We start from the raw sequence: 17,645 nt of genomic DNA, 5'->3' as shown, positions 1-17,645 counted from the left end.
GACAATATCTCCTAACTATTTAAAATACGTGTCCATTGATCAACCCAATCCTCTAATAGTGGATTGACAAATTTGAAATCAATAACTTTAGCTCTAGCAGCTACATCACCATAAGTTTTATTAAGTGCTTCTTCTTCAGTTAATTCAACTGTTTTATTTGTAGGTGCTTCATTCAAATCAGAAACAGCATCTTTATATTGTAAATCTTTGCTTAAACGCCAATCAATATATTTATATGCTAAATCTTTATTGTCTGAATTTTTATTCACTTCAATTGTATTAAAGTTGGCATATGTTCCTGATTCAGGTACTACATATTCACAATTTTCATTATTTTTTTGAATTAAACTTACACCAAAGTCAGCAACAACAGCAACTGAAATTTCTCCAGCACTGAACATATTTGTTAAATCTGAAGATTTTGTATATGTTTTCACAATATTTGGTTTTAATTCTTCTAAAGCTTCAAATGCAGCTTTTCCATTATCAGATGTAATATCTACACCTTTATAATCACTTGCAATATGTACCATTGCTGGTCCAAAAGTTGTTGTAATTTCAGGAATAGAAATTTGACCTTTTAAACGACTATCCCATAAATCATTCCATTCTTTAATTTCAAATCCAGTTGCTTCCTTATCATAAATAATACCAATACTATTTAAAGTATAAGGAACACCATATCCATTATCATCTTTTAGCTTAGACGCTGCATCAATTAAATCTTTCGCATTTCCAATTTTACTATAATCTAATTTTTCAAATAAATCAGCTGCATATCCTTTTTGTGCTTCTGCCTGAGATAATTCAATAATATCAACATCAGAATTTGGATTATTAGCAAATTTTGTGTAACGATCTGAAGTTCCACCTTCTTCTACAACAATTTCACAATTGTTTTCTTTTTCAAATGGTTCATAAACATCTTTTTGTACAATATCAGCATTTAATCCCCATGTTGATACAACTAATTTTTGAGTATCACTCCCACTGTTGCTAGAACATCCTACTAAAACCATAGCTCCAGCCATTAAACCAACTAATAATTTTTTCACTTTTTTCTACCTTCCTTTCCTAAACTAAGACAATTTTATTTGCTGGTAAATGCATTTGAATAGTATCACCCTGTTTATAAACTGTTGCATTTCCACCATTAACAACAAGTTTACCAATAGGTGTTTCCACTTCATATTGATAACTCTTTCCAAGGAATGTTCTCACTGTAACATTTCCTGTAATCATATTATCATATTTATCAGCAGATGTTACGATTTCAATATCATCAGGACGAATTGTCCCTTTGCATGTTTCTAAATCGCCATCATTGTCCACTTTCATGATTTCACCATTTTGATTTTGATATTGGTGATCTTGAACTTTTGTTAAATCAAAGAAATTTTCAAATCCTATAAATCTTGCAACAAACTCTGTTTTTGGACGAGAGTAAATATTTTCAGGTGTATCGTATTGTTCAATAACACCATTATTCATAACTGCTACCTTATCAGAAATAGAGAAACACTCTTCTTGATCATGTGTAACAAAAATCGTTGTAATTCCTAATTTTTTCTGTAATCTTTTAATTTCAACACGCATTTGAATACGTAATTTCGCATCCAGATTACTTAATGGTTCATCTAGTAATAAAAGTTTTGGCTCAATGACAAGTGCTCTTGCTAAAGCAACACGTTGACGTTGACCTCCTGATAATTGTTTAGGTAAACGATCTGTTAATCCTTCCAAATCACAAACTTCAACAACTTCATTGATTTTAGCTTCCATTTGAGCTTTATCCATTTTTCTTAATTTTAATCCAAACGCAATATTTTCTTTAACTGTTAAATGTGGAAACAAAGCATAACTTTGGAAAACCAATCCAAAATTTCTTTTATGAACAGGAACCTTTGTCATATCTTCACCATCTAAAATGAAGTTTCCTTCCTGAGGATCAATAAATCCTGCAACCACACGTAAAGTTGTTGTTTTTCCACAACCAGAAGGTCCAAGCAAAGAGACTAATTCTCCTTTTTCAATATCTAAGTTTAACCCCTGTAAAATATAATTTTTCTGATGATATGCAACTGCAATATCTTTTAAGCTTAAAAACGCCATTCTAACTCCTCCTATTTTGCAAGTGCTGAAATTCCTAATGTTTTTTCAACAATGAACATAATCACAATCGTTGCTACCATTAATAAAACAGAAACTGCTGAAACAGTTGGATCATAATTATATTCAATATAATTCATTAATGTTGTAGGTAAAGTTGTCACTCCTGGTCCTGTTAAAAACATAGATACAGGTATATTATTAAATGAATTAATAAATGACAACATAAAAGCTGCACTGATTCCTGATGTAATATTAGGTAAAACAACTTTAAAGAAAGCCTGACCTTTTTGACATCCTAAACTTAAAGCTGCCTCTTCAATCGCAAAATCAAACTGATCCAATGAAGAACCAACAATACGAATCACATATGGTAAAACAACAAGAAAATGTCCTAATAATAAACTTTCAAAAACAGGAAAATTCAATGTTAAAACCACATATTGATATAAAGCATATCCGACAACAATTCCTGGAATGATTGTTGGGGATAAAAAGAAGCTCTTTAAAAATTTCTTTCCAATAACACTATATCTCGCTAATGCATATGCTGCAGGTACCCCTACAAGCAAAGCAAGTAGAGTTGCTAACAAAGCAATTTCTCCACTTAATGCTAATGAACTCATAAAGCTTTCTGATTCAAACACATTCACAAACCATTGTAATGAAAATCCATGTATAGGAAAAGTAATCGTACTTTCTGAGCCAAATGCTGTCACAGCAATAATGATAAGAGGTATAAACAAAAATGCAAATACCAAAATAGAAATAACCATCAATCCTTTATGTTTACGCATTAGACTTCACCTCGCTTATCCAATTTCGCTGCAATCGCATTTAATGCTTTCATAACAATTAATGTTGTAATAATCATAATGACTGCAAAAACACTGGCTGCTGTCCAGTTATTTAAACTTAATGCCTGTTGTGAAATAAAGGTTGCTAAAACAAGATTCTTTGGTCCACCTAATAACTGAGGTGTTGTATAAGCACTGAGTGATCCTGTAAAAACAAGCACACATCCAACAATAATACCTGGAATACTTAGTGGTAAGACAACCTTCATAAAAGCTTTAACACGATTCGCACCTAAACTTTCTGCTGCTTCCATCATATCATTATCAATATTTTCCATAACACCCACTAAAGTGATAATCATAAGAGGTAAAAATAAATAAATTGTCCCAATTAAAACTGAAAACTCAGTATATAACATTGTAATTGGTTCTTCTATAACCCCTATTGACATTAAAAAATTATTAATCACTCCATTTTTACCTAAAATATTAATCCATGCAAAACTTCTGACAACTGAATTCGTAAGCATTGGAAAAATAGAAATTGCCATTAAAATACCACGCCATTTTTTATCACAACGAGAAATAAAATAAGCTGTGGGTACACCTAAAATCATGCAAACAAGAGATGAAATCAAAGCAATCTTAACAGTTCTAATGAAGATTGTCATATAATATTCATCTTGAAAAAATGATAAATAATTCGTGAAACTAAAGCCACTTCCTTCAGGAAACAAAGTTGGTAAAATGATTTGAATCAATGGCATCACCAAAAATACAATCAGTAAAACCAAACAAGGCACCAAAAGAAGATAATGCATTTTTTTCTTCACTCAAGTCCCTCCTCCAATAAAAAAAGTCTATCTACAGATAGACACATAAAAAAGCGTCTATCATAGTCCCGTTATTTTCGGTAACGGGGTAGAAACGATTGGGCCAATTCCCAAACATATATGATAACAACGCTTATTGTAACAAACGTCTATAGTTTTGTCTAATATTTTTCGATTTTTTCACATTTAATCGTATAAAAAATGAAAATACCGCCCATTATTTAACAATTCAACAACTCATATCTTTATCATTTTATCTAAAACATGAAAATTCTGCCATTTCCATCATGTTATAGCATATTTAAAAATATTTCCTGACAGTATCTTTAAAAAAAAAGAAACCTATCTTATGATAAGTTTCCTTGTTTATGATTTATGCTTCAATTGTTGCTTTCCATAATCCATGTAAGTTACAGTATTCATATACTTCAATTGTTCCTTTATAATCACCAATTGCAAATACCGCTTCAGGTTGATCAGCAGATGTTAAATCTACACGTAAAACTTGACTGTTGAATACAGCAATGATTGTTGTAATTAAATGTTCATCAGTCATTGGATGTGAAACTTCACCAACTTTTACATGAAGTTTATCTCCATCTATAGATAATACAGGAACGTGTTTTTCTAATGCACCATCTGTTGTATTCGCTGTTAATTCTACCATTGGTTTTCCACAACAAACAACTGGTACTCCTTTATCAACAATTTTTTCTACTACATTTCCACAAACTGGACATACATATAATTTCATAATCTCTTTCTCCTTTCATGACAAGACCATTGTACCATGTCTTATTTATTATAGCTAATCATATGCACTTTTATTATTCTTTTTTTAATAACTGACAATATGTACGATATGTATAATTATCAAAACAAACAATATCTATTCTTTTGACATATTGACATGGATAGTTTTTAAGCGTTTCTATCGCAATTGTAGCTGCCTGTGATACAGGATAACGATAAGCCCCTGTACTAATTGAAGGAAAAGCAATATGTTGACATTGATATTCTTCAGCTTTTTCCAGACAGCGTATATAACAAGACTGTAATCGTTTGGCTTCATCATGTTGTCCATCACGATAAACCGGACCAACTGTATGAATCACATAACGTGCTGGTAAATGATAAGCCTTTGTGACTTTTGCATCACCAGTCGCACATCCATGCAACAAACGACACTCAGCCAATAATTCAGGTCCAGCTTTGCGATGAATAGCACCATCCACCCCTCCACCACCTAATAAACTATTATTGGCAGCATTGACTATGGCATCACATGATATTTGAGTAATATCACCTTGAATAATTTGAATTTTCATTTCTTTCACCTTCTTTTTTATTATAACAAAAAAGTCATTTGATAGAAACGACTTTTATGCTTTGATCCATTTTTTTATTTTTGTATCTTTTTGTTTCAAGAAATCTATAAATTCACGAATACTTACTTTTAAACAATCTTTTCGAATAATAATGATTTCATTTTTCTTTGCTAATAAAACATATGCATGTTCTGTCTGTGATAAAGTTTTGAGATGAGAGTAAGGAATCTTATTATCAATAGATGTCTGACAATTATGTACAACGACATATTCTCCTCCAAAACTCATTGTATATGTAATCTTCTGTTCATCAATTTCTTCTTTCATCAATTTTAACATTTCTTTGTAATGACTATGAATTAAAAAGAAAATTTCCCCAATACACACAGCACCTAAAACCAATAAAACAACACCTTGTAACATATTTTGATTAACGACATTTATAATACCTAAAATTAATGAAATCCCCCCTGTTAATGACAATAAATATTTTTGCCATGGAGCAATCATGTATTTTTTCACTTCTTTTAATAAATCTTCATCAACAATATTATGACTAATTTGAATTCTTTTCATATAACCCTTCCTCCAACAATACACCATTATCCTTCATAATTATGTCTTAGATATTAACTTTTATAAAATTTGATAAATAAAAACAATGATCGGCATTGTGATAATACAAAAAATAACAGACATAACATTCATGATACTCGTATAGCCTGGATGTTTATCATATAACTGGGCAAATTGGGTAATTGTTGCAGCAGCAGGAGCACTCGCAGCCAAAAGACTGATCAACAATATCTGATAAGCATCCTGATGAAAATTTTGTAATCCCAGCAAACGAAACGCCAAAATCACAGCCAAAGGATAAACAATCAATCTCAAAAAACAAATACCATAAACTCTTTTTTCTTTAAAAATAGATAAAATATCAATATTCCCTAATAACATTCCAATCACCAGCATACTTAATGGCCCTACCATAGAACCAACGCTACTGACTGTATCATGAATCAGCGCTGGAAAATGCCAGCGTGCTATAAACATAATCATTCCTAACATAATCGCTATAACATTCACATTCAAGATAATCTTTTTAAAATCATACTGCTTTTTATTACAAACCAGATTTTTCCCATGTGTCCATATTAAAATAGTTTGAACAACCATATATCCACTTGTATATAAAACCCATTCTTCCCCTAAAATAGAAGCTACCAAAGGTATAATCAGATTACCAGCATTAGAATAAATAAGCGTTGCTTTTTCTACAGGCATAAAATGAAAGATCTGTCCCAATAATTTTGTTAATGGAATAAAAATCAAATGAACGACAATGGCCCCAATAAAAGATAAAATCAATCCCGTCAGCTTCTCATTTGTAAAATCAATCTGAAAAGAATTTAAAATTGTACAAGGACAAACAATATATAAAACAACTTTAGAAATCACTTTACTATCATCTGGTGTCAGTACACGACACTTTACAGTTAAATATCCTACAAAAATAATAAGAAATAATCCAAAAATATTTTGAGCTAATAAAAGACTTAATTCCATAAATTTCCTCTCCCACATATAGTATACTTATTTTTATCAAATACACGTTTTATTTTCAGGTTTTGAAAACTTTTTATCATATTTCATTACAATTTTATGAATTATGATATAATCATTTTAGACTTATAACGAGGAGAAAAGAAATGAAATTAGAAAAAAGAAAAATTGTCATTATTGGATGTGGACACGTTGGTGTCAGTACTGCTTTTTGTTTGATTAATCAAGGTCTATGTGATGAAATTGCTTTGATTGATTTAAATGAAGAGAAAGTTTTAGGAGAAGTTTTAGATTTATCTCAAAGCATTGAATATATGAATCGTAATACACATGTCAAAGTGGGACGATATGAAGACTGTGAAGATGCTCAAATTGTTATCATCACAGCAAGTGTTCCAACCCCTCAAAGTGGTAATGACCGTTTAAAGATGTTAGAACCATCTTTAAATGTCATGAAAAGTATTATTACTCAAATTAAAGAACATCATTTTGATGGACATTTGATTGTTGTTTCAAACCCTGTAGATTTAATGAGTTATTATGCTTATAAACTTTCTGGTTTACCCGCTAATCAGGTTATTGGAACAGGAACAACATTAGATACAGCCCGTTTAAAATATTTCATCGCCCAAAAAATCCAAGTTGATCCTCGCAGTGTTCATGCGATGGTCATTGGTGAACATGGAGATAGTGAAATGATTCCATGGTCAACTGTTCGTATTGGTGGTAAGGATATTTATAGTGTTGTTCAAGATAACCAGAGTCGTTTAGGACAAGAACCCTATCAACAGATGAAAAAAGATACAATTCAGGCTGGTTGGGAAATTTTCAATCGTAAAGGGAATACTTGTTATGGTATAGCCTCAAGTACAGTTGGTATTATTCGCACAATCTTACATAATGAAAACCAGATTTTACCTGTTTCAACATTGCTTCGTGGCGAATATGGTCAGGATGATTTATTTATCAGTGTGCCAGCCATCATTGATCGTAGTGGTGTTAGAGAAATTGTTGAATTACGCATGACACCACAAGAACAAGAAGAGTTCAATCAATCTTGTCAACGCTTAAAATCATTTTATGATCTTTTAAATCAATAGTTCTATGCTTAAACATAGAACTTTTTTATATCCATAAACGAATCATCATAGGCGCTAAAAACACAGTGAATATACCTGAAATCACAATGGATAAACTACTCATTGCTGCCTCAATTTCACCCCACTCAATCGCTTTCGCTGTTCCAATAGCATGAGCACTATTTCCTAATGCCAATCCACGTGCAACAGGGTGATTGATATGGAAAACTTTAAAAATCGTTTTAGCAATCATTGATCCAAAAATTCCTGTTAAAATGACAACACCTACTGTCATTGTCGAATGACCACCAAGCAATTCTGATACTCCAATAGCAATCGCTGTCGTAATAGATTTTGGCATCAAAGAATATAAAACTGTTTCACTTGTCTTCAACAAAATACAAAGAACCATAACACTCATCAAACCAGACAGACAACCACATAATAAGCTTACTATAATAGCTCCAAAATGTTTAACCAGTACTTGTGTTTGTTTATATAAAGGAATCGCTAAACAAACAGTTGATGGAGTCAATAAATATGTAATCATTTGTGCTCCTTGATTATATGTCTGAAAATCAATATCTAAAACATATAAAACAAAGATAGTCAAAAAAGCACTGATTAATAATGGGTTCAAAAGAGAATAAGACCATCGCTTTCTTATTTGAACAGCCAACCAATATGTTAATAAACTTAATACAATGCCAAAACAAGATGTTTCAATCAATAAATTATTCATTGATATTTTTCCTTTCTATCATATATTGTGCAACTTTCCCTGTCACTACCATCACAATGACTGTACTTATAACAAGAACAATCATAATCACAGCTATGTTTTCAAATAATTCTTCTTTGACATTCATTAAACCAACAGCAGATGGAACAAATAAAACAGGCATAATCAAAATCAGCCAATCTGCAACATCTTCTATTGCTGATAATGGAATCATTTTTGTATAAAGACCAACTAACATGATCAACAATCCATAAACACTTGCTGGAATGGGTAATGGTAAAAAACTCAATAATTCTCCTACAAATGAAATCAACATAATAATAAGAAACTGATGTATATATTTCATAATGACCTCCTGTTGTGATACCGTGCAACATTATAACATGATTTGACTGATGATTGTACTTTTTTATAAATTCATTTGTATTTTTATATTGAATAGATTTAAATATAGAGTTGAGGTGATCACAATGGCTTATCAAAAACAATATTATAAAAGAGGTTATTATGTTAAAAAAATCATTGATGATTATTGTGTTATAGATATCGAAACAACAGGTTTAACTTGGCAAAAAGATAAAATTATTGAAATTGGAATATTAAAGGTCAGAAGCAAGGAAATCATTGAACGTTATTGCCAGTTAATCAATCCCCAACAGAATATTAGTCCTTTTATCACTCAACTCACTGGCATTGATAATCAAATGATAGAGGATATGCCTGTTCTCTCTTCTGTTCAAGATGACATTTTGCAGTTTCTTGGATACGATCCAATTATTGGACATAATACAGCTTTCGATCTTAATTTTATTGCGAATCATTTTCAGATCAATTTATCTAATGAATATATGGATACGGTTCAATTTTGTAGAAAGGTTTATCCTCAAATACCCCATCATCGTTTAACAGACATGGTAGAATTTTTAGGGCTTTCCACAAATGAACACCGTTCTTTAGCAGATTGCATATCTACATATGAACTTTATGAACACCTTAAAAAAGAAATAATCAGACAACATATATCCATATAAATACCTCAAAAGCATAGCTGACTATCCATTATAAGTATTTGATTTTTATAATGTCTATATATAGAATATAGTCAAGGAGGCTTTCATATGATTCAAATGCTTACCAAAGAAGATATTCAAAAAAGTTTAGAAGATATGGGATGTTCATCCAAACAAGTTCAAGAATTTGTTGATGACTTTGAAAATCATCGTTTTGAATTTCTTTTCCTTTTTTTAAAAAAGAAAAGATATGAAATTCTAGATGAAGTGCATCAAAAACAAAAGAAAATTGATCATCTTGATTATCTGATTTACACTTTAAAAAATATTCAAAATAAAGCATAAGCTTTCTTAAAGGAGGTCAATATCATGCAAATCAAACAGATTATTGAAAATCAAACTTTTGATGAAGAAAGAGCTTTATACAACATACAAAATACTGAAGTGAGAAACTGTACTTTTGCTGGTCCTCAAGATGGAGAATCTGTCTTGAAAGAAACAAGACAAATCAGAGTTGATCATTGTACTTTTTCGCTTCGTTATCCCTTATGGCATGTACAGGGTTATGAATTAATTCATAGCTCTTTAGATGAATTAACAAGAGCTCCTATCTGGTATTCTCATCATGGTTTGATTGATTCTTGTGATATTCAAGGTATAAAAATTTTAAGAGAATGTAGTGATACAATTATTTCAAATTGTCAGATTCAATCACCAGAGTTTGGCTGGTTCTGCCAGGATATTTCTATTAAAGATAGTGAAATTCATTCTGAATATATGTTACTTCATAGTCATCATGTTAAAATTGATCATTTGAAATTTACAGGAAAATATTCTTTCCAGTATATGCATGACTTAGAAATTACAAATTCTTATTTAGATACAAAAGATGCCTTCTGGCATAGCAGTAACGTCATCGTTAAAGATTCTGTTGTCAAAGGTGAATATTTAGGGTGGTTTTCAAAAAATGTCACATTCATTAACTGTCAGATCATTGGAACACAACCATTATGTTATTGTGAAAACTTGAAACTCATTGATTGTGAAATGATTGATTGCGATTTAGCATTTGAATATTCTGATGTACAGGCAACAATCAAAGGACATGTTGATTCTATTAAAAATGTCAAATCAGGAACAATTACGGTTGACAGTGTTGGTGAAATCATCAATGAAGATGCTGTTATGGAAACAAATGGTCAAGTAATCATCAGACAAGCCCCTATAAACAATCAGTCTATTTGTCAATGCTGTTGTTAAACGTTAACTGAAAAGTTAGCGTTTTTTTATTATCAATAATTGAACATTAAAAAAGTGAATCTCTGCAATTAAGATACCTTAACTTTTAGAAATTCACTTCTCTCTTCATTCCATGTTTATAAATCAATATTTTTATTTCACAACAATATTGACAATCTTATTTTTCACGACAATAATTTTCACAATATTCTTTCCTTCAGTATGTGTTTTTACATTATCTTGAGCTAAAGCTTCCTGTTTCACGACTTCATCATCTTCATCTTTATTCACAGTGATTTTAGCACGAAGTTTTCCATTAACCTGTACAGCCATTTCAATTGTTGACTGTTCCAACATCGCTTCATCATATGTTGGCCATGGCTCATAAGCTAATGTTTCATCATGTCCAAGTAACTGCCACATTTCTTCACAGACATGTGGAGCGATACAGCTTAACATTTTGACTAAGTTTTCAGCATATGGACGATAAACAGTTTTAGCTTTATAAGCTTCATTGACAAAAATCATCATTTGTGAAATAGCAGTATTAAATCCTAATGTTTCATAATCATGAGTGACTTTTTTAACAGTAGAATGATAAACAAAGTCTAATGAATGATCATTTTCATCACTTAATTTATCAGATTCCACAATCAAACGATACACACGATCCAACCATTTTCTAGCACCGTCAACACCTGTTTCACTCCATGGTTTACTTGCTTCCAAAGGTCCCATAAACATTTCATAAACTCTTAATGTATCAGCCCCATAAGTTTGAACAATATCATCAGGGTTAATGACATTCCCTTTAGATTTACTCATTTTTTCACCATTTGTTCCTAAAATCATACCTTGATGATATAATTTTTGGAATGGCTCAGGATGTGACAAATATCCTTTATCATATAAATAACGATTCCACATACGAGAATATAATAAGTGTCCAACAGCATGTTCTGGTCCACCAACATATAAATCAACTGGTAACCAGTGATCCAATAACTTTCTATCAGCAATCGCATGATCATTATGTGGATCAATATATCGCATATAATACCAGCTGCTTCCCGCACTTCCTGGCATTGTACTTGTTTCACGTTTTCCAGCTTTTCCATTCACAGTGACATTCACCCAGTCTGTAGCTTTATCCAATGGTGATGCCCCACTCTTAGAAGGTGAGTAATCTTCTAATGGTGGTAAAATCAATGGTAATTCATCATCTGATAATGCAACGGAAGTGCCATCATCAAAATTAATCACTGGAATTGGTTCTCCCCAGTATCTTTGACGTGCAAAGATCCATTCTCTTAAACGATAATTCACTTTCTTTTCACCACAATGATGATCAGTTAACCATTGAATCATTGTTTCAATAGCATCTTCTTTATTCATACCATTTAAGAAATCAGAATTAATATGATTTCCATCCTGTGTCCATGCTTCTTTTGTAACATCTCCACCTTCAAGCACTGGAATAATTTCAAGACCAAATTTATTCGCAAATTCCCAGTCACGATCATCATGAGCAGGAACCGCCATAATAGCACCAGTTCCATATCCTGCTAAAACATAATCTGAAATCCAGATAGGTATTTTCTTTTGATTCACTGGGTTAATCGCATAAGCACCAGTAAAGACACCTGTTTTATCTTTATTTAATTCAGTACGTTCTAATTCAGATTTTGTGGCACAGACTTTCACATAGGCTTCAATCGCTTCTTTTTGTTGTGGTGTTGTAATCTTAGCTACCAATTCATGTTCAGGAGCTAACACACAATAAGTTGCGCCAAAAAGCGTATCACAACGTGTTGTAAACACAGTAAACTGTTCATCATGTCCATCAACTTGGAAATGCACATGAGCGCCAATAGATTTTCCAATCCAGTTTCTTTGAATTTCTTTGGTAGATTCAGGCCAATCAACATCCTCTAAACCAGCCAATAATTTTTCAGCATAAGCAGGAATATCAATAACCCACTGTTTCATATTCTTTCTAATAACTGGGTATCCCCCACGTTCACTTTTTCCATCAATGATTTCATCATTAGCTAAAACAGTTCCTAATTCTTCACACCAGTTCACTGGAATATCCACATTTTTAGCTAAACCATCTTCATAAAGCTGTTTAAAAATCCATTGTGTCCAATGATAATAATCAGGATCACAAGTAGAAATACATTTATCCCAATCAAATGAAAAACCTAACATCTTTAACTGATGTGTAAAAGTTTCAATATTATGACGTGTAAATCCTTCAGGGTGATTTCCTGTTTTAATCGCATATTGTTCAGCTGGTAATCCAAAAGCATCAAATCCCATTGGATGTAAAACATTATATCCCTGCATTCTTTTCATACGTGACATAATATCTGTCGCTGTATATCCTTCAGGATGCCCAACATGTAATCCTTGTCCTGATGGATATGGAAACATATCTAAAGCATAGTATTTAGGTTTTGAAAAATCCCAAACATCAGTATAGAAAGTCTGATGTTCATCCCAATATTTTTGCCATTTCTTTTCAATGGCTTGATGATCAAATGGCATCATTTATCCCTCCTTATAATATAAAAAGCCGTCCTTCTAAGGACGACTTGATCGCGATACCACCTTAGTTCATATATGACATCCATATATGCTCTCAAAACTTTAACGCAGTTAACGACAAAGACTACTCTTTTCATCTTTGTATCTCCAAGGCGAGTTCATTGCCTAACCTGTCTATTTCCACCACCCATAGACTCTCTAAAAAGTATCAACAACTACTACTCCTTTTCATCGATTCTAAACACAAAATATTATATCATATGTTTATTATTTTGCAAATCTTTTCTTAAATTTTAGGAAAATGATACATAACAATAGCTCCAGCAATCGCAACATTTAAAGATTCAATCCCTTGAATAGGAATATATAATGTATGATCACAGGCATCTAAAACAGCCTGGCAAACACCCTGCCCTTCGTTTCCTAAAACAAATGCCATTTGTTTTTGAGGCTGATAATGATCAATAGGTAATGCCTGATGTAATGATGTTCCATATACACCAACCCCTTGTTTATGTAATAAAGCAATAGCTTCTAATAAATCCATTTGGCAAAGTGGCATTTGAAATAAAGCCCCCTGTGTAGCACGAATAACTTTATCATTATAAAGGTCAACACTTTCAGGTGACATAATGATTTGGTCATAACCAAGTGCTAGAGCACTGCGAATAATAGTTCCTAAATTACCCGGATCTTGAAGATTATCCAATAACAAATAACGTTCTTTCCATGTATCTAAAGTTTGATGCTGTTTTTTACAAACAGCCATAACAGGTTGTGGTGTCTTTGTAAAAGCTATTTTTTCCATAACTTTTGAATGAACATGAAGAGTATCTTCTGGAAACGTTTCATCAAGTGTTGTTATTAATGTTTGAATACACCCTGCTTTTCTGGCTTCTTCAACCAAATGAAAACCTTCCACTAAAAACAAATCATATTCATCACGATATTTCTTTTGTTTCAATTTCATTATTTTTTTGATTGTTTCATTTTGAATTGATGTAATCATGTATGTTTCTCCTTTAAGCGTTTTTGTAATATCTGATAATGTGGCAATCTTTTTGCTATCTCATGATAGAATGATGCAGAATGATCATGATAAAGAAAATGACATAACTCATGAACAATCACATAATCAATCAGTTCCTTTTCTAAATGAACTAATCCTAAATGAAAAGAAACACGCTGTTCCTTATAATAACAGCTTCCCCAGCGACTTTTATATTTTTTGATTTCAATACGTGGCATATCCAAATCAAAATCATGAGCCAGATAATCAATCATTCTTTCTTCAATATAATCATATAATATACGATAACATTCTTTTTCCACACAACCTTGTATATCATAATGATAAACATACAAATCATGACCATGACATTGACAACGTTTAACACCTATATCCCTGACAACTAGACGATAACGTTGATTAAAAATCAAAACATATCCACCATCATTATATTGATAATAAGGTTGAAAAGCATGTATTTGTGTCAGTATTCTTTTTTGATAAGTATGAATCATCTGTTCAATATATGTCAATGATGTCCCATAAGGTGCACTAATCAACAATTGTCCATCTCGTACACGCATTCTTATATTTTGCATATGTTTATAAGTCAACTGATAGACAATAGTTTCATCATTTATCTGTATTTGATATTCTTTCATAAATCTCCTTGAATAAAATCAATAAATTCTCCCATATTATATAAGAAAGGACTGATCAAAAATGCGTGAAGCACTTTTAATGAATCTCAAAGGATTCACCCCTACTCAGTTGCAGGAAACCATTGATGAGGGCATTGCCTCTAAAGAAGAAACAATCCTTGTTGGTTTAGGTGTCCTCTTTGAACAATATTACAATTCATTAGATGCCACAACCAAACAAAAATTCCTGCAAAATCTCAGTACACTGTTATAGACCATTTGATGGTCTTTTTTTATGAATATATAATTGTTTTATTTGTCTTAATGCAATAAACAGACATAAGAAAATAAAATTCCATTGAAATAAATCCAACATTGGAACAAAAAACAAAATAATCGCAACCAAGCATAAAACAAGAATAAATTTATATGTCAGAATATTTTCATAAGTATCAAATATGATTTTTGATATTTCAAAAATCATATAATTCAATAGCCACAACAATAAAAAATATAATGTTGTATAAATATTCACAAAAAATAAACGCCTTAATGCTTCAACAAATGAACATTCATAATACGAAATCAAAGAAATCATAAAAGAAACAAAAGCAATCAATAAAGTTGAAAAAGCATTTCTCAACATATATAACGTCATTTTATCTTTTCTTCCCGCTTTCATCATGATTCTCCTTTTTGAATGGGATTTAGAGGCAATGTAAAAGTATAAGGATTGAGATCATCTTCACTTTTCATTAATGTTATTACACAACATAACTGCATATCAAATAATGATCCTTGACCATCATAATATCCAATTCCTTCCACCTGATCATTTAAAAAATCTTCAGTTTTTCCTTTTAAATAAACAAATCTTTCATAATCATTAATATCCACTTCTTGATTCTGTTCAGTAGAATACATATAATCAACAATCATATACGGGTACTTTTGGGCAAGTTTTGTATCTTTACTTGAAAAGACTCCTGTTTTTAACCAATTTTCAGTCACATATACATTGGTTAATGTATAATCTTTATTTGCTGAAGTATATGTCATGATATCTTGTTTTTGCATAGATAATGTTTGATTATAGATAGATTTCTTTTGACGTTTGACTTCTATTTGTAATTGAACATTTTGAAGATCTTTTTCACTAAAGATATTCTGTCCTGTCTGATTTTCTAAAAGTAAAACTTGATTATCATTTTGAATCTTTATTGTTTGAATGAAAGGCTGATGATTTTTTAGATGAAGTGTCACTGTCATTTCATCATTTTTCTTTAAAAGTTGAGGTTGTAAAGGTGTCAAACGGGCATGTCCATATCCTTGTGTTTTCCCTTTTTGATAAAACTCATATCCTGCAATTTGCCATTCTTCATTTTGAGCATATAAACAATACTGGTAATCAACTTTTTCACCATAAGTATGGAATATAAAGTTCTGATACCAGAAAAAGAGTGTTGCTACAACAAAGGTTAATAAAACAAATGATAAGATAAGTTGTTTTTTGATTTCTTTATTCATATCATCACCAACACCCATTATATAGTCTTTACAAAAAAAAGGAAAGAACTTTTATCTTTCCTTAAGAAGAACCCAATGTCACATTGACAGAAGATGTCGAACCATTACGATTAATCGTTAATTTCACCGTATCTCCGGGATTTTTAGAATAAAGCTGTGTTAAGAAATCTTTATAAGATTCGATATCTTTACCATCAAATTGAGTAATAACATCTCCAGCTTGAATACCTGCTTTGCTGGCAGGAGAATTACTTTGTACATCAGCGACATAGATTCCTTTATTCAAATTTGTCTGAATACGATACATATAGAGTTCATATGAAGAATAACTATCTAAAGATAGTGCTGAAATCCCAATTGTTGGTCGATTGACTTTTCCTGTGTCAATAATTTCTTCTACCAGCTTTAAAGCATCATTAATTGGAATCGCAAAGCCCATTCCTTCAACTTCTTCTGACAATAATTTCATTGAAGTAATACCAACCAGTTCCCCGGCTGCATTAACCAATGCACCTCCACTATTTCCTGGATTAATAGCCGCATCTGTCTGAATAACATTCATATCCCAGTCTTCACGTCCATCATCATTCAAATCAACAGAAACAGTTCTTGATGGAGCTGAAACAATACCCTGTGTGACAGTTCCCGCATATTCAATACCTAATGGACTTCCTACAGCTAAAACAGGTTCTCCAGCCTCTAATAAAGTTGAATCTCCTACTTTAAAAGCAGAAACTTCAAAGTTAACTGTCATCTTTAATACAGCAATATCACCATATTCATCGCTACCTAAGCATTCTGCTTTCACAGATTCACCATTAGAATAAATGACCTCTATAGATTGAGCATTTTCAATGACATGATGATTCGTAATGACATAAACTGTTTTTCCATCAACCTTATAAATGACACCACTACCACTACCAGCCAATTGATTGTTTTGATATACTGCCACACCGACTGTAGATGTTTTCGCACTTTCAATGACCTCTGTCAAATCAGATTGAACATCATAATTTACCTTTTGCACTGTCGCATTTGAATTGGAAGATCCAGATGATTGATTTCCTCCTAAAACTTTATACATTAAAAATCCATTACAACCTAGTGATACAATCAACAATAATACAACAAAGATTTTAAATAGCTTGTTTTTATTCATATGTTTCATCATTTATCTTTCCTTTCTTTGATGATTTCTTTTTATATGATTATCAT

At 31.6% G+C, this 17,645-nt stretch carries 21 protein-coding genes, 1 riboswitch and 1 other annotated feature; of the genes, 5 read left to right on the top strand and 16 right to left on the bottom strand.

The window, feature by feature from the left end; translation table 11 throughout:
• Positions 1–11: 11 nt before the first annotated feature.
• From B5E75_RS08930 to B5E75_RS08895, 8 genes are all read right to left on the bottom strand, one after another.
• On the bottom strand, positions 12–1,055 hold the full coding sequence (locus tag B5E75_RS08930; RefSeq protein WP_224759547.1) for an ABC transporter substrate-binding protein: 1,044 nt from the start codon (positions 1,053–1,055) through the stop codon (positions 12–14).
• A gap of 19 nt (positions 1,056–1,074) precedes the next feature.
• Entirely contained in the window at positions 1,075–2,112 is a 1,038-nt protein-coding gene (locus B5E75_RS08925) for an ABC transporter ATP-binding protein (RefSeq protein ID WP_087358495.1), read from the bottom strand.
• Positions 2,113–2,123: 11 nt separating this feature from the next.
• Positions 2,124–2,906 carry an ABC transporter permease gene (locus B5E75_RS08920; protein ID WP_087305002.1) on the bottom strand — a complete coding sequence of 261 codons (783 nt, stop codon included), beginning with the start codon at positions 2,904–2,906 and terminating at the stop codon, positions 2,124–2,126.
• Entirely contained in the window at positions 2,906–3,739 is an 834-nt protein-coding gene (locus tag B5E75_RS08915) for an ABC transporter permease (protein ID WP_087358493.1), read from the bottom strand. Before B5E75_RS08915 ends, B5E75_RS08920 begins: the two co-directional genes overlap by 1 nt.
• A 43-nt stretch (positions 3,740–3,782) precedes the next feature.
• Positions 3,783–3,883: riboswitch (purine riboswitch) on the bottom strand.
• A 229-nt stretch (positions 3,884–4,112) separates the two neighbouring features.
• Complete coding sequence (locus B5E75_RS08910; RefSeq protein WP_087358491.1) at positions 4,113–4,493, bottom strand: desulfoferrodoxin family protein; 381 nt, start codon at positions 4,491–4,493, stop codon at positions 4,113–4,115.
• A gap of 73 nt (positions 4,494–4,566) precedes the next feature.
• On the bottom strand, positions 4,567–5,067 hold the full coding sequence (locus B5E75_RS08905; protein ID WP_087358489.1) for an O-acetyl-ADP-ribose deacetylase: 501 nt from the start codon (positions 5,065–5,067) through the stop codon (positions 4,567–4,569).
• Between the two features lie 54 nt (positions 5,068–5,121).
• Complete coding sequence (locus tag B5E75_RS08900) at positions 5,122–5,643, bottom strand: YcxB family protein (RefSeq protein WP_087358487.1); 522 nt, start codon at positions 5,641–5,643, stop codon at positions 5,122–5,124.
• Positions 5,644–5,703: 60 nt separating this feature from the next.
• Complete coding sequence (locus B5E75_RS08895) at positions 5,704–6,633, bottom strand: AEC family transporter (RefSeq protein WP_087358485.1); 930 nt, start codon at positions 6,631–6,633, stop codon at positions 5,704–5,706.
• Positions 6,634–6,776: 143 nt separating this feature from the next.
• Between B5E75_RS08895 and B5E75_RS08890 the strand changes: the two genes are divergently transcribed.
• Positions 6,777–7,730, top strand: coding sequence for an L-lactate dehydrogenase (locus tag B5E75_RS08890; protein WP_087297127.1), 954 nt, complete (start codon positions 6,777–6,779; stop codon positions 7,728–7,730).
• A gap of 25 nt (positions 7,731–7,755) precedes the next feature.
• Here the strand turns inward: B5E75_RS08890 and B5E75_RS08885 are convergent, their stop codons facing one another.
• Together B5E75_RS08885 and B5E75_RS08880 are read right to left on the bottom strand one after the other, a co-directional pair.
• Positions 7,756–8,451 carry an LrgB family protein gene (locus B5E75_RS08885; RefSeq protein ID WP_087358483.1) on the bottom strand — a complete coding sequence of 232 codons (696 nt, stop codon included), beginning with the start codon at positions 8,449–8,451 and terminating at the stop codon, positions 7,756–7,758.
• Positions 8,444–8,797, bottom strand: coding sequence for a CidA/LrgA family protein (locus tag B5E75_RS08880; RefSeq protein ID WP_087243215.1), 354 nt, complete (start codon positions 8,795–8,797; stop codon positions 8,444–8,446). The genes B5E75_RS08885 and B5E75_RS08880 overlap by 8 nt, the downstream gene beginning before the upstream one ends.
• 124 nt (positions 8,798–8,921) lie before the next feature.
• Here B5E75_RS08880 and B5E75_RS08875 point away from each other — a divergent pair, with 124 nt between their 5' ends.
• The 3 genes from B5E75_RS08875 to B5E75_RS08865 all read left to right on the top strand — a co-directional run bounded on the left by B5E75_RS08875 (position 8,922) and on the right by B5E75_RS08865 (position 10,721).
• Positions 8,922–9,482, top strand: a complete 561-nt coding sequence (locus B5E75_RS08875; RefSeq protein ID WP_241146652.1) for a 3'-5' exonuclease — start codon at positions 8,922–8,924, stop codon at positions 9,480–9,482.
• 87 nt (positions 9,483–9,569) lie between these two features.
• Positions 9,570–9,806 carry a hypothetical protein gene (locus B5E75_RS08870; RefSeq protein ID WP_087243214.1) on the top strand — a complete coding sequence of 79 codons (237 nt, stop codon included), beginning with the start codon at positions 9,570–9,572 and terminating at the stop codon, positions 9,804–9,806.
• A 24-nt stretch (positions 9,807–9,830) separates the two neighbouring features.
• Positions 9,831–10,721, top strand: coding sequence for a DUF3737 family protein (locus tag B5E75_RS08865; RefSeq protein WP_087358481.1), 891 nt, complete (start codon positions 9,831–9,833; stop codon positions 10,719–10,721).
• A 132-nt stretch (positions 10,722–10,853) separates the two neighbouring features.
• On the opposite strand, the gene leuS is transcribed toward B5E75_RS08865, so the two are convergent.
• The 3 genes from leuS to B5E75_RS08850 all read right to left on the bottom strand — a co-directional run bounded on the left by leuS (position 10,854) and on the right by B5E75_RS08850 (position 14,921).
• Positions 10,854–13,250 carry a leucine--tRNA ligase gene (leuS, locus tag B5E75_RS08860; protein WP_087304857.1) on the bottom strand — a complete coding sequence of 799 codons (2,397 nt, stop codon included), beginning with the start codon at positions 13,248–13,250 and terminating at the stop codon, positions 10,854–10,856.
• Between the two features lie 35 nt (positions 13,251–13,285).
• Positions 13,286–13,491 (bottom strand) — a binding site (T-box leader).
• Between the two features lie 45 nt (positions 13,492–13,536).
• Positions 13,537–14,259 carry a TrmH family RNA methyltransferase gene (locus tag B5E75_RS08855; protein WP_087358479.1) on the bottom strand — a complete coding sequence of 241 codons (723 nt, stop codon included), beginning with the start codon at positions 14,257–14,259 and terminating at the stop codon, positions 13,537–13,539.
• Positions 14,256–14,921 (bottom strand): M48 family metallopeptidase, encoded by a 666-nt coding sequence (locus B5E75_RS08850; RefSeq protein WP_087358477.1) that lies wholly within the window; start codon positions 14,919–14,921, stop codon positions 14,256–14,258. Before B5E75_RS08850 ends, B5E75_RS08855 begins: the two co-directional genes overlap by 4 nt.
• 61 nt (positions 14,922–14,982) lie before the next feature.
• On the opposite strand from B5E75_RS08850, the gene sspI reads away from it, so the two are divergent.
• On the top strand, positions 14,983–15,174 hold the full coding sequence (gene sspI / locus B5E75_RS08845) for a small acid-soluble spore protein SspI (protein ID WP_087358475.1): 192 nt from the start codon (positions 14,983–14,985) through the stop codon (positions 15,172–15,174).
• Here sspI and B5E75_RS08840 read toward each other — a convergent pair.
• The 3 genes from B5E75_RS08840 to B5E75_RS08830 form a co-directional block, all read right to left on the bottom strand.
• A complete protein-coding gene (locus B5E75_RS08840) occupies positions 15,169–15,582 on the bottom strand; it encodes a hypothetical protein (protein WP_087358473.1) in 414 nt (137 codons plus the stop codon). The genes sspI and B5E75_RS08840 overlap by 6 nt on opposite strands.
• On the bottom strand, positions 15,582–16,427 hold the full coding sequence (locus B5E75_RS08835; RefSeq protein WP_143746951.1) for a hypothetical protein: 846 nt from the start codon (positions 16,425–16,427) through the stop codon (positions 15,582–15,584). Before B5E75_RS08835 ends, B5E75_RS08840 begins: the two co-directional genes overlap by 1 nt.
• A 61-nt stretch (positions 16,428–16,488) precedes the next feature.
• Positions 16,489–17,598 (bottom strand): S1C family serine protease, encoded by a 1,110-nt coding sequence (locus B5E75_RS08830; protein ID WP_241146651.1) that lies wholly within the window; start codon positions 17,596–17,598, stop codon positions 16,489–16,491.
• Positions 17,599–17,645: the final 47 nt, after the last annotated feature.

It is taken from the genome of Massiliimicrobium timonense, from assembly GCF_002160865.1.
In the GTDB taxonomy this organism is placed as follows: Bacteria; Bacillota_I; Bacilli_A; order Erysipelotrichales; family Coprobacillaceae; genus Allocoprobacillus.
This window is presented reverse-complemented; position numbering and strand designations above follow the sequence as displayed.